Source organism: Achromobacter sp. MUI-25009338 (assembly GCF_057359325.1).
On sequence record NZ_CM170627.1, the window covers coordinates 3,257,001 to 3,270,092 of the forward strand.

The 13,092-nt window shown below is 67.7% G+C and carries 10 protein-coding genes; all 10 read right to left on the reverse strand.

Features of this window, described 5'->3' with window-relative positions; translation table 11 throughout:
• Window positions 1-7: 7 nt before the first annotated feature.
• The 10 genes from AC1IQ6_RS15460 to AC1IQ6_RS15505 all read right to left on the reverse strand — a co-directional run bounded on the left by AC1IQ6_RS15460 (window position 8) and on the right by AC1IQ6_RS15505 (window position 13,088).
• Window positions 8-1,888, reverse strand: a complete 1,881-nt coding sequence (locus tag AC1IQ6_RS15460; RefSeq protein WP_485864878.1) for a methyl-accepting chemotaxis protein — start codon at window positions 1,886-1,888, stop codon at window positions 8-10.
• 87 nt (window positions 1,889-1,975) lie between these two features.
• Window positions 1,976-3,853, reverse strand: a complete 1,878-nt coding sequence (locus tag AC1IQ6_RS15465) for a methyl-accepting chemotaxis protein (protein WP_485864879.1) — start codon at window positions 3,851-3,853, stop codon at window positions 1,976-1,978.
• 138 nt (window positions 3,854-3,991) lie between these two features.
• Window positions 3,992-5,236 carry a flagellar hook-associated protein FlgL gene (gene flgL / locus AC1IQ6_RS15470; protein WP_485864880.1) on the reverse strand — a complete coding sequence of 415 codons (1,245 nt, stop codon included), beginning with the start codon at window positions 5,234-5,236 and terminating at the stop codon, window positions 3,992-3,994.
• A 42-nt stretch (window positions 5,237-5,278) separates the two neighbouring features.
• Entirely contained in the window at window positions 5,279-6,946 is a 1,668-nt protein-coding gene (gene flgK / locus AC1IQ6_RS15475; protein ID WP_485864881.1) for a flagellar hook-associated protein FlgK, read from the reverse strand.
• A gap of 73 nt (window positions 6,947-7,019) precedes the next feature.
• A complete protein-coding gene (gene flgJ, locus AC1IQ6_RS15480; protein ID WP_485864882.1) occupies window positions 7,020-7,997 on the reverse strand; it encodes a flagellar assembly peptidoglycan hydrolase FlgJ in 978 nt (325 codons plus the stop codon).
• Window positions 7,998-8,002: 5 nt separating this feature from the next.
• Window positions 8,003-9,127: a flagellar basal body P-ring protein FlgI gene (gene flgI, locus AC1IQ6_RS15485; RefSeq protein WP_485864883.1), complete on the reverse strand. Its 1,125-nt coding sequence runs from the start codon at window positions 9,125-9,127 to the stop codon at window positions 8,003-8,005.
• Window positions 9,128-9,159: 32 nt separating this feature from the next.
• Window positions 9,160-9,849 (reverse strand): flagellar basal body L-ring protein FlgH, encoded by a 690-nt coding sequence (locus AC1IQ6_RS15490; RefSeq protein WP_485864884.1) that lies wholly within the window; start codon window positions 9,847-9,849, stop codon window positions 9,160-9,162.
• Window positions 9,849-10,634 carry a flagellar basal-body rod protein FlgG gene (flgG, locus tag AC1IQ6_RS15495; RefSeq protein WP_102770904.1) on the reverse strand — a complete coding sequence of 262 codons (786 nt, stop codon included), beginning with the start codon at window positions 10,632-10,634 and terminating at the stop codon, window positions 9,849-9,851. Before flgG ends, AC1IQ6_RS15490 begins: the two co-directional genes overlap by 1 nt.
• Before the next feature lie 70 nt (window positions 10,635-10,704).
• Window positions 10,705-11,469, reverse strand: a complete 765-nt coding sequence (locus AC1IQ6_RS15500; protein ID WP_102770903.1) for a flagellar basal body rod protein FlgF — start codon at window positions 11,467-11,469, stop codon at window positions 10,705-10,707.
• 131 nt (window positions 11,470-11,600) lie between these two features.
• Window positions 11,601-13,088, reverse strand: a complete 1,488-nt coding sequence (locus AC1IQ6_RS15505) for a flagellar hook-basal body complex protein (protein ID WP_485864885.1) — start codon at window positions 13,086-13,088, stop codon at window positions 11,601-11,603.
• Between the last annotated feature and the right edge of the window lie 4 nt (window positions 13,089-13,092).

The following is a 13,092-nucleotide window of genomic DNA, read 5'->3' on the forward strand; positions in this document are numbered from 1 at the left end:
CCGCCTGTCAGAAAGATTCCCAGTCGTCGTCCGCGGGCGGCGTCCGCCGGCTGGCCGGTGGCCTGCTCGCGGGCCTGCCTTCGGCCGCCGCGCTGGCCGCGGGCCGGCGCGGACCGCGCGTGGCCGTGGCGCCTTCCGCGGCAGCCGCGGCCGGCGCGGGCGCGGCCGGCTTGGCGGCGGCGCGGACGCGAGGCGCATGCGTCAGGCGCGCGGCAGGCGCCGCCTGGGCGGGCGTCTCCGCTTGCGCCGCGGGCGCTTCGGGCGCCGGCGCGGCCACGCGCGGCGCGGGCCGTGCGTGCGCCAGTTGCTGGGCCGGCACTTCGATCACTTCGCCGGCGTTGATCTTGAACACCGCCACGGCTTCGGCCAGGCGCTGCGCCTGGTCCTGCAGCGAGCCGGCGGCCGCCGCGGCCTCTTCGACCAGCGCCGCGTTCTGCTGCGTCACCTCGTCCATCTGCGACACCGCGCGGTTGACCTGGTCGATGCCGCTGGATTGCTCCTCGGACGCCGCCGAGATCTCGCCCATGATGTCGGTCACGCGCTTGACCGAGGCCACGATCTCCTGCATGGTCGCGCCCGCGCGTTCCACCTGCTGCGAACCGGCGCCCACCTTGCTGACCGAATCCTCGATCAAGCCCTTGATTTCCTTGGCCGCCTGGGCGCTGCGCTGCGCCAGCGCGCGCACCTCGCCCGCCACCACGGCAAAGCCCTTGCCCTGTTCGCCGGCGCGCGCCGCTTCCACCGCGGCGTTCAGCGCCAGGATGTTGGTCTGGAACGCGATGCCGTCGATCACCGACACGATTTCCGAAATCTTGCGCGAGCTGGCCGAAATCTGCTCCATCGTGCCCACCACTTCGGACACCGCGGAGCCGCCGCGCTCGGCCACGTCGGACGCGCTGGCCGCCAGCTGGTTGGCCTGGCGCGCGTTGTCGGCGTTCTGCTTGACCGTCGAAGCCAGCTGCTCCATGGAGGCGGCGGTTTCTTCCAGCGAAGCCGCCTGCTGCTCGGTGCGGCTGGACAGGTCCGTGTTGCCCGCCGAAATCTCGCGCGAGCCCACGTTGATCTCGTCCACCCCGCGACGCACCGCCGCCACCGTGCGCGTCAGGCTTTCCTGCATGCGCTTGACCGCCGCCATCAGCGTGCCGATTTCGTTGGTGGAGGTGGCTTCCACCCGCACGGTCAGGTCGCCCGCGGCGATCTTGTCGAAGCTCTCGCTGACCGAGCGCAAGGGGCGCAGCACCGCCCGGTTGATGAACAGGAACGCGGCCAGCCACACCGCGAGGATCAGCACCGCCAGCACGGGGTAGACGATGGCCATGGTCGCCGACTGGGACCGCGCCGCCTCCACCGCCGCCACGCTATAGGCGTTGATGTTCTCCATGAACGCGGCCAGGCGTTGGGAAAATGCCTGGCTGGCGGCCGCGCCGGTGGTGTTCTTCTCTTTGAGATAGGCCTCCATGTCGCCGCGCTCCAGGGCCACCACCATGGCCTGCAGCGCATCGGCGAAGCGCTGGAACGAGGACAGCAGTTCGGACTCGGCGGCCTTGCCCTGCTCGGTAACCTTGGGAATGGCCTTGAACGCCTCCATCTTGGTCCTGGCCTCGGCCAGTTGCTGCTTCAGGGTGCGCGTGTTCTCGGCCACGCCGGCGGTATCGCCGGCATTGCGCAATCCCACCACGATATCGGCGCGTATCGTGCCGCGCAGCATCAGCGCATAGGCGTCCTTGAGCAGATCCGCCTGCTGGACGCCCAGCGTATTGAGGGCGTTGATCGACTCGCTGCTCGATCGCATGCTGTTCCAACCCAGCACGATCGCGGCAAGCGCGGCCAGGGCGACCACCAGTTGGGCCAGCATGAGGCCCGTGCGCACCTTCAGATTGCTAAACACTTCGATATATTCCGGTAAGCGCCCCGGCGGCGACGCCGCCGATGCGAAAAGTGAAATAACAGGTCAAAGCAGCAACGGATTACGCCGTCAGAAAGACTCCCAATCGTCGTCCGACGGCGGCGGCCGGCGGGCGGCGGGCTTGGCGTCGGTGGCGTTCGCCGTCCGGCTGGCCGCGCGCCGCGGCGCCCGGGCGGCCGACATGGCCGGTTTGGCCGCCGCCGGCCGGGCCGGCCTGGATGCGGCGGGTTTGGGTTCTGCCTGCGCCGGCGCAGCCAGCTTGGGCGCGGGCGCCTCGGCCTGCTGCGCGGGCGCCTCGGCCGCCTCGGCATGGTCGCCGGCGGCCGGCCGCGGCGCCGGCATGCGCGGCGCGGGCCGTGCGTGCGCCAGTTGCTGGGCCGGCACTTCGATCACTTCGCCGGCGTTGATCTTGAACACCGCCACGGCTTCGGCCAGGCGCTGCGCCTGGTCCTGCAGCGAGCCGGCGGCCGCCGCGGCCTCTTCGACCAGCGCCGCGTTCTGCTGCGTCACCTCGTCCATCTGCGACACCGCGCGGTTGACCTGGTCGATGCCGCTGGATTGCTCCTCGGACGCCGCCGAGATCTCGCCCATGATGTCGGTCACGCGCTTGACCGAGGCCACGATCTCCTGCATGGTCGCGCCCGCGCGTTCCACCTGCTGCGAACCGGCGCCCACCTTGCTGACCGAATCCTCGATCAAGCCCTTGATTTCCTTGGCCGCCTGGGCGCTGCGCTGCGCCAGCGCGCGCACCTCGCCCGCCACCACGGCAAAGCCCTTGCCCTGTTCGCCGGCGCGCGCGGCTTCCACCGCGGCGTTCAGCGCCAGGATGTTGGTCTGGAACGCAATGCCGTCGATCACCGACACGATTTCGGAAATCTTGCGCGAACTGGCCGAAATCTGCTCCATGGTGCCGACCACTTCCGACACCGCCGCGCCGCCGCGCTCGGCCACTTCGGAAGCGCTGGCCGCCAGCTGGTTGGCCTGGCGCGCGTTGTCGGCGTTCTGCTTGACCGTCGAAGCCAGCTCTTCCATGGACGCCGCGGTTTCTTCCAGCGAGGCGGCCTGCTCTTCCGTGCGGCTGGACAGGTCGGTGTTGCCCGCCGAGATCTCGCGCGAGCCCACGTTGATCTCGTCCACGCCACGGCGTACCGAGGCCACGGTGCGCGTCAGGCTTTCCTGCATGCGCTTGATCGCGGCGAACAGCTGGCCGATTTCGTTGCTGCTGCGGACTTCGACGCGGCCGGTGAAGTCGCCGCCGGCGATCTTCTCGAAATGATTGCCAGCCTCGCGCAGCGGACGCAGCACCGTGCGGTTGATGAAAACCCAACAGCCCAGGGACAGCGCCAGCGCGATCGCCAACAGGACGATGGTGACGACGCGCGCGGCCGCGTGTTCGGCCTCGGCCTCTTCCACCAGCTTGTCGGTGGACTTGTCCACGAAGTCCTGAACCGCGCCCACCGCTTCGCGCAGCGCCGTGTTGGCGGCGCCGCCAGCGTCGTTGAGGTCCAGGAATGTCTGTACCTCCATCGCCGCCAGGGCCGCGGCCTGGCGCTTGGAGATGTCGTCGAACTGCCGGAAGGCGGTGTCCAGCTTGGCGTTGAGCGCCTCGGCGCCAGGCATGGCCGGCGCCTTGCGGTAGGCCTCCAGCGCCTTGGCGCCCTCCTGCATCTGGACCTGCGCGCGCTGCGCCTGGGAGCCCGCCTGCTCGGTCTTGCCCTGCTGCATGTCCAGCAGGGAGTTCGCCAGCAGCAGCCGGCCGCGCAGCAGCAAGGTGTAGGCGCGGTCGAGCTGCAAGGCCTGCGTGGAATAGGCGCTATTGACCTGCACCATCTTCTGGTTGCTCGAATCCAGCCCCAGCCACGCCACGCCGTTGGAGATGAACATGGCCGCCGTGAACAGCAGCAGCACTAGGATGATGCAGGTGCGGACTTTCAGATTGACAAGCATGGGACTTCCGAGTGTTGAGCTACATGAACCGACTGTTTCCTACCCTGCACATGAACACGGACGCCCCGGCCCGGGCCGGCGGCGTCCGCGTGCACGCTATGGCGCGCCCAGAGGCGCGCGTTGCGCTACGCCGCGGCGTCAATTGCGGCTGAACAGGCTCGAACCCTGGATGGTCATGAAGGCCGCCGAGGCCGCCTGCAGCGCCACCTGGCGCAACGCGAGCTGGCTGGCGCCCTGGTAATAATCCAGGTCTTCCAGGTCCGACAGCGATTTGGCGTACGACAGTCCTTTCTGCGTGCCGCTCGCATCCAGGGCTTCCAGCTCGTTCATGCGCGCGCCCACGGAAGCGTTCACCGTCAGCACGTTGTCGTAGTTGGAAGCCAGTTTCTTGTTGGCCGTGGCCAGCGCGTTGTTCAGCCTGGCCGTCGCCACCGGGTCGCCGGCGCTGGGCGCGTCCAGCGCCGCGATCAGGTTGTCCAGGGTGGCGAACACGTCCATGTCGGCCGACTGGACGTTCTCGACCTCGATCACGTCGCCGACGGCCGGCGTGCCCTTGATCGAGGTGGACACGCCGCCGAAATCGATGGTCGCGCCGTCCACGTAAGGGGTCGGCGGCTGCGAGAGATCCGGCACCACCTGCTTGGTGCCGTCGGCCGCCGTCGCGGTGACGCGGTAGCCCAGTTCGCCGGTAGCGTTATCGGTCACGAACTCGACCGAATACTTCCGGGCCAGGTTCGCGCTGCCCGGGGTCACCGAGACCGAGCCGAACTCCGCCGTGCCGGCGTTGTCCTGGCCAGCCGAGGCCACATAGGCCTGCGAGCCGGGGTTGGCGCGGCCGAAGATGTCCTTGCCCAGGTCGCTGGTGGAAATCTGGCGGCTCTGGTCGACCTGCACGGTGCGCTCGCCGACCGAGCCGCTATAGGAAATCTTGCCCGAGGTGTCCTTGGCGTAGGGCGCCTTGGTGCCGTCGTTGCCCGAGAACAGGTACTGGCCGTTGCCGTCGGTGGCGTTGGCCAGCCCCAGCAGCGCCTCGCGCGTGCTCTTGAGCGCGGTTGAAAGCGCCTGCCGGTCGCTGTCGGACAGCACGCCGCCGGCCTGGATGATGCGGGTGCGGGCCTCTTGCAGCGCGTTGGTGACCGCGTCCAGGGTGTTGCTTTCCTGGCCCAGATAGGTGTTGGCGGTCTGGCGGTTCATGGCGTAGGCCGCGTTCATGCTTTGCGTCTGCGCCACGCCGATGGCCAGCGAGGCCGCCAGCGGGTCGTCGGCCGGGGTCAGGTTCTTGCGGCCGCTGCCGATCTGCTCGACCAGCCGGTTCATGTCGGATTCCTGGCCCAGAATTCCGTTCAGGCCGTTGGTGTACATCATCGAGGTGCTCAGGCGCATGGCGCAACTCCGAAAATCTGTTTATTCATCACAACCAAGCGCTCAACCGCGCAGGCCCAGCAAGGTGTCGAATATGGTGCTGGCCACGTCGATGATGCGGGCGCTGGCCTGGTACTGTTCCTGGTACAGCGACAGGCTGACGTATTCCTCGTTCAGGTTCACGCCCGACACCGCCTGCTGGGCGGCCGTGGCCTGCTTGATCAGGTTGCCCTGTGCCGTGGCGGCGGCCTTGATCTGCGCGGTCTGCACGCCCACGGTGTTGACCACCTGGGCGAACATGTCGGTGGTGCTCATGGTGCCGTGGCCCAGCACCTTGGCGTTTTCCAGCTGGGCGAGCTTGAGCGCGTTCTTGCCGTTGGCGTCGCCGCCCTCGGCGTCGGCCGCGGCGATCTTTTCCGGATCGCGGATCAGCACTTCGATGTCGCGGGCCGCGTCGCGGGTGGGCGACAGCGTCCATTTGTCGCCGGCGCGCGGCGGCTCGCTGATGGTCAGCGTCACGCCCATTTCCTTTTCCAGGTTGAGCGTGGGCGGCGTGCCGCTGGCCGGGCCGTTATAGACCTGCGTGCCTTCCGGCTGGCGCAGTACCCGGTAATTCGCGCCGTCGAACGAGATCTCGTAGTCCTTGGCGTTGATGTTGTCCAGGTTCGTGAATTTTCCGGAGATCTGGGCGTTGCTCTTGTTCTGGGCGTTGGGCACGCCCTGCGGATCGCTGATGCCGAAGAAGTCGCCGCCGGGGTTGCGATTCTGGTCCAGGCCCTGACGGTGCTGCGCGTTGAACGACAGCGCCAGCCCGACCGCCATCTGGCCCAGCTGGTTCTGCATCACGTCCAGCGACTGGCTGCGGAACTGCAGCAGGCCGCCCAGCTTGCCGCCGGTGACTTCGCTGTCGTCGAGTTCGACGGCGACCGTCTTGCCCGCGCCGGCCGGCAGGGTATAGGCCAGCACCGTGCGACCGGCGTCCTTGGACGAGGCCACGGCCTGCAGGGGATAGATGGTGTTGCCCGACAGCAGCGCCTGGCCGCCGTTGGCCAGCGAAATATTGATCTTGTCGCCCTGCTGGTACGTGGTGATGCCGACCAGCTGGTTCAGCTCCATCACGGCCAGGTCGCGCTGGTCCAGCAGGTCGTTCGGGGGGCTGCCGCCGGCCTTGCCCGAAGCCAGCGAAATCTGGGTGTTCAGGTCGTCGATGCGGGCCAGGTAGCTGTTGACCTGCTCCACCGTGGTGGTGATCTGCGTGTTCAGCCCGACGCGCTGGTTCTGCATCTCGGTGTAGGCCGAACGGATCTGCGTGGCCAGGCTGTTGGCCTTGCCCAGCAGGTCGGCGCGCGCGGCCGGATCGCCCGGCTTGCTGGCGACCATGTTCATGCTGGTGAAGAAGTTGTTCAGCCCCGGCGCGATGCCGACGGTGCGGTCGGCGAACAGGTTGTTGATCTGCGAAACCTGGTCGAACTGGGCCTGCAGCTGTGCGCCGCTGCCCTGCGCGCCGACGAGCTGGCGGTACAGGAAGCTGTCGTAGCTGCGCACGACGGTGTCGACCTGCACGCCGCGGCCGATGAAGCCGTTGCTGGTGGCCTGGGCGCCGGCCGTGGAGGTCATGACGCGCTGGCGGTTGTAGCCGGCCGTGGTGGCATTGTTGATGTTGTGGCTGGTGGTGGCCAAACCTGCCTGGGCTGCGTTCAGCCCGCCCAACGCCGAGTTATACAAATTCATACTGACAATGCCCCGTGTTTAACCGCAACCGATATGTCTGGATACTCCATTAACGGCAGCAGATGATCCGAATTTAGAGTCCTTCCAACATCTGGCGGGAAATTTCCACCCTGGACGCCGCGCCCCGCAGCTGGCCCATCACGCCGATCAGCTTCTGGGCGTACTGCGGATCGGTGGCGTAGCCGGCGTCCTGGATCTTGCGGGCGGCCTCGATCTCGTTGCGCGCTTGCGTCACGGCCTCGTAGCGCGGGCTGTTGCCGATCAGGCGGGCGTAGTCGGCGAACGACTCCTCGTAGGAGGCGTAGGCGCGGAAGGGTTGCGTCACCTTTTTGGCCACGCCGTTCTCGTACTCCGTGGTGAGCACGTGCACCACCTTGCCCTTCCAGCTGGCGCCGGCCTTGATGCCGAACAGGTTGTAGCTGGTGTTGCCGTCGTCGAACTTGATCTCGCGCTTGCCCCAGCCGGATTCCAGCGCCGCCTGGCCCATGATGAGGCGCGCCGGCACCCCGCTCTGCTGCGCGGCCAGGTTGGCCGCGCGCGACATCCTGGAGACGAAATCCACCACGTGATCGGGCGCGCCCTCGGCGGCCGCCAGCGCCCGGTCGCTCGGGCGGTTGTTGCGCATCACGTTGAGCAGCGCCGACACCTCGCGCGAGTTGCCGCTGCGGAAATCCAGTCCGCCGCCCTGCCCCAGCCGTTCGACCGACTGGGCCGGCAGCTCGCCCGGCTTGCCTTCCTGCATCTGCGCCAGGATGGCCGCCGACAGGCCGATCCCGGGCGAAGCCAGGTGCAGCGCCAGCTGCTCGTCGGCCATGGACTGCAGCATCTGCGTCTGCTGCGAATCGAACAGGCCCTCCTTGGGCGTGGCCTCGCGCATGCGCTTGAGCATCATCTGCAGGAACAGGGCCTCGAACTGCCTGGCCACCTGCTTCTGCTGGTCGGTGCCGGCCGGATCGGTCTTGACCTCGCGCTTCAGGTCCGACAGCCGGCCCAGGTCGAAGACCGAATCCTGGCGTTGGGCGCCGCGCGCCGCGTCATGCGTGTATGCCATGGCCGTCAGATGATTTCCAGTTCGGCGCGCAGCGCGCCGGCCGACTTCATGGCCTGCAGGATGGACAGCAGGTCCTGCGGCGTGGCGCCCAGGGCGTTCAGGCCCTTGACCACGTCGGCCAGGTTGGCGCTGGTGCGCACGCGCTGCAGCGAGCCGTTTTCCTGGCGCACTTCGATCTGGGTGTTGGGCACCACCACCGTCTGCCCTTCGGTGAACGGGGTGTCGGGCTGCGACACCTGGTTCTGGCGGTTGATGATGACCGACAGGTTGCCGTGCGCCACCGCAGCCTCTTCGATCATGACCGTGCGGTTCATGACCACCGAGCCGGTGCGGGCGTTGATGATGACCTTGGCCACCGTGGGCGCGCGCGTAACCTGCAGGTCTTCCACCAGCGACAGGAAGCGCGCCTGCGAGGCCTGCTCCATCGGGGTGCGCACCTGCACGACGCGCCCGTCCAGCGCCGTGGCCGTGCCCTGGCCGAACTTCTTGTTCAGCGCCGCCGCCACGTTCTGGGCCGTGCCGAAATCGGTGTTGTTCAGTTCGACGTGGATGTAGCCGTCGCGCGCGAACGTGGTGGGCACGCCGCGCTCGACGATGGCGCCGGCGCTGATGCGCCCGCCGTTCAACTGGTTGATCTGCACGCTGGAGCCGCCGGCCGACGCGCCCGCGCCGCCCACCAGGATGTTGCCCTGGGCGATGGCGTAGACCTGGCTGTCGGCGCCCTTGAGCGGCGTCATCAGCAGCGTGCCGCCGCGCAGGCTCTTGGCGTTGCCCATCGAGGACACCACCACGTCCAGCGTCTGGCCGGGCCGCGCGAACGCCGGCAAGGTCGCCGTGACCATCACGGCCGCCACGTTCTTGAGCTGCATATTGCTGCCGGCCGGCACGGTGATGCCGAGCTGGGACAGCATATTGGTCAGGCTCTGCTGCGTGAACGGCGTCTGGCGAACCTGGTCGCCGCTGCCGTCCAGGCCCACGACCAGGCCGTAGCCGATCAGCTGGTTGCCGCGCACGCCCTGGATCGAGGCCAGGTCCTTGAGCCGCTCGGCCTGCACCGCGCCGGTCCCGGCCAACAGGCCGGCGGCGACGCAGACGTGCGCCAGCAGGCGGAAGAAGATGGAATGCTTCATTTCAGTTGTCCAAAGCGCCCGCGCATAAAACATTAGAACGGCGATGCCATCAGGAAAAAGCGTTGCAGCCAGCCCATGGTCTGGACTTCGTCCATGACGCCCTTGCTGCGGTATTCGATGCGGGCGTCGGCCACCTGGGTGGACGACACGGTGTTGGTGCCGGTGATCGAGCGCGGGTCCACCACGCCCGAGAAGCGCACGTACTCGCTGCCGCGGTTGATGGCGATCTGCTTCTCGCCGGCCACCTGCAGGTTGCCGTTGGACATCACGCCCACCACCGTGGTGGTGATGGTGCCGGTGAAGGCGTTGTTGGCGGTGCTGTCGCCCTTGCCCTGCAACACGTTGCCGCCCTTGGCGTCGGTATTCAGGTTGGCGTTGGCCCAGCTGTCCATGAACGACGGCGCGGCGGCGATGCCCAGTGTGGCGCTGCCGCTGCGGTTGGTGTTGGTGGCGACGTTCTTGGAGGCGTTCGTCTTCTCGTTGAGCACGATGGTGACGATGTCTCCGACGTTGCGCGGACGGCGGTCCTCGAACAGCGGATAGTTGCCGTAGGCGGTGGGCTGGTAGATCGAGCCCGTGGGCTGCGCCGCGGGCATGGGCGGCGCCGGCGGCACGGCCGTGGTCGGCCCGGTCACGATGGGTTCGGGCGGAATCATGGCGCAGCCGGCCACCAGCGCGGCCAGGGCCGCGACGCTCGCCAGGCGCAGGACGGAGATGGACATCACAGTTGGGTCAGGCGGGCCAGCATTTCATCCGACGTCTTGACGGCCTTGCTGTTCATTTCGTAGGCGCGCTGCGTGGTGATCATGTTGACCAGCTCTTCGGCGACGTTGACGTTGGAGGTTTCGACGTAGTTCTGCATGATGGAGCCGGCGCCGTCCACGCCCGGCTGCAGCAGGTTGGCCGGACCCGAGGAATCGGTTTCCAGGTACAGGTTCTCGCCGATGCTCTGCAGGCCGGTGGGATTGATGAACGTGGCGATCTGCAGCTGCCCGATCTGCACGTTGACGCCGGCCGCGCCCGGCTGGGTCACCGAGACCATGCCATCGTTGCCGATGGTGATGGACAGGGCGTTGTCGGGCACGTTGATGGGCGGCTGGATCACGTAGCCGCTGACGGTGGTCAGCTGGCCGTTCTGGTCGCGCTGCAGCGCGCCGTCGCGGGTGTAGGCCTGGGTGCCGTCGGGCAGCTCCACCTGCAGGAAGCCGCGGCCGTTGATGGCCACGTCCATTTCGCTGCCGGTGTTGTTCAGGTTGCCCGTGGTGTGGATGCGCTCGGTCGCGGCCACGCGCGCGCCGGTGCCCAGCTGCAGCCCGGAGGGCAGCTGGGTGGCGTCGCCGACCTGGGCTCCGGGCTGGCGCAGCGTCTGGTACATGAGGTCCTGGAACACCGCGCGGCCGCGCTTGAAGCCGTTGGTCGAGACGTTGGCCAGGTTGTTGGAAATCACGTCCATGGAGGTCTGCTGACCTTCCAGGCCCGTCTTGGCGATCCACAGCGAACGCATCATGATGTAGTACTCCTGGTGGCGCGGCCCGGCCGCGCGCGTATTGGGTATTGGTTTTGAATCGGGCGCCGGGTCAGGCGCTTATCGACAGAATGCCGTTGGCGCGCTCGGCGTTGCGGTCCGACTGCTGGATCACCTGCATCTGCTGCTCGAAACGGCGGGCGTTGGCGATCATGCCGACCATCGCCGCCATCGGATTGGTGTTGCTGCCCTCGAGCACCCCGGCCAGCAGCCGCAGGCTGGGATCGGCCGGCAGCGGCGGCGCGGGCTGGCCGTCGACCGGCGCCCGGCGGAACACGCCGTCGTCGCCGTGCACCAGCTGCTCGCGCGGCGGGTTCACCAGCTTGAGCCGGCCCAGGTTGAGGATATTGTTGGGCGCGTCGCCCGCGCCGATCGCGGTGATCGTGCCGTCCGAGGTGATCGTCAGCGCGGCCTGGTCGGGCACGTCGATGGGCCCGCCCTGGTCCGACAGCACCGGCTGGCCCAGCGAGGTCTGCAACAGTCCGTTGACGCCTACCTGCAGGCTGCCGGCCCGGGTATAGGCCTCGCCCTGCGGCGTCTGCACCGCCAGCCAGCCGCGCTCGTCGGCCAGCGCCACGTCCAGGTCTCGGCCGGTGGTCTGCATGGTTCCCATCTGGAAACTGTTGCCCGGCGTCGAAGCCACCGTCGACACGCGCGTGGGCAGGCTGACCCCGTCGGCGACCGGCACCGACCGGTACAGCGCGATCTGCTCGCGAAAACCCGGGGTGTTCACGTTGGCCATATTGTTCGACAGCACGGCCTGATGCTCCGTGATGCGCGCCGCGCCATTCATCGCGGTGTAGATAATCCGATCCATTTCCTGTTCCGTCTGGCATGAACCCGCAAGACTCGGTCTCTCCCCGAGCGGGGCGCCGCGGATCCGGCTCCGCCGGTCCGCAGGCGCGCCCCCTTGAGGGGGAAGCGCCGCAGGCGCTCCGGGGGTGGGCTCTATTTGAGATTCATGAGCACCTGCATGATTTCGTCCTGGGTCTTGATCGTCTGCGAGTTCGCCTGGTAGGTGCGCTGCGCGATGATCATGTTGACCAGTTCCTTGCTCATGTCGACGTTGGACGATTCCGTCGCCTGGCCCACCACCGTGGACATGCCGTTGGTGCCCGGCTGGCCCAGGATGGGCTGGCCGGAAGCGGCGGTTTCGGTCCAGGCGTTGTTGCCCACCGGCTGCAGGCCCTGCAGGTTGGAGAAGTCGGCCAGCACGATGGTGCCGACCACCTGGGTCTGGCCGTTGGTGTAGCTGGCCACCAGGCTGCCGTCGCCGCCGATGTTGATGCCGCTGAATTCGCCGGAGCTGTAGCCGTCGGGCTTGGCGACCAGCTTGTAGTCGCTGCCGTACTGGGTGGTGCCGGTGTAGTTCATGGCGATCGTCAGCGGATCGGCGGGCGTGGTGTTGCCGCCGGGCTGCTCGAAGCGCAGGTTCACCACCGGCGCGCTGGTCAGCGTGCCGGCGTTGTTGAAGGTGAGCTTGGTGAGCGAATTCTGGTTGGGGCCGCTGCTCCAGGTGCCGTCGGTGCCCTGCGCGGTCGGCTGCATGGCCTTGCCGTCCATCGTGTAATAGACCTCGTACACGCTGGCGCCGCCTTCGGACGGGCGCTTGACGAAGTACTGCATCACCTGGTGCGAATTGCCCAGGGAGTCGTACACGGTCATGGGCGAGGCGCTGGTGTAGCTGCTGGAAATCGTCGGGTCGAACGGACGGGCCGGCTCGATGACCGCCGCAGTGTAATCCACGAAGCCGTCGATATTGGCGAGATCGCCAGCGATCACCTGGCCGTCGCCATCCAGTTCGACAGTCGCGGGCGCCGTGCCATATACGGTGGGCGGCGGGTTGCCGGGCACCCACTCCAGCTGCCCCGCAGCATTCTTCGTAAAGGTATAGTTGTTGCCGTTCAGCGTGACCGAACCCGGCTTCGCGTCTGCGACCACGGTATCCGTCTGGTACACCACCTTGGCGTTGGCGTCCAGGTTGGCCACGGTCGTGCTCGAACCGGTCGCCTTGGGCGCCACGTTGGCGGTGGGCAGCTGCAGCTCGACCGGGTTGGCGCCGACCGCGCCGGCCGGGTAGCCGGTCAGGCGGTAGCCCTGGGCGTTGACGATGAAGTTGTTCTTGTCGACCAGGAATTCGCCGTTGCGGGTGTACATGACCGCGCCGCTCTGGTCGGTGACGCGGAACATGCCCTTGGCGCCGTCGATGGCGATGTCGTATTCACCGCCGCCGCCGTTGACCGTGCCCACCGTGAAGCGCTGGCTGATGCCGGCGACCTTCACGCCCAGGCCGACGCGCGAACTGGCGTAGACGTCCGCGAACGAGGCGGCCGACGACTTGAAGCCGACGGTGCCCGAGTTGGCGATGTTGTTGCCGATCACGTCCAGGTTCTGCGCCGCGGCGTTCAAGCCGCTCAATCCTTGTCCGAAGCCCATGTTT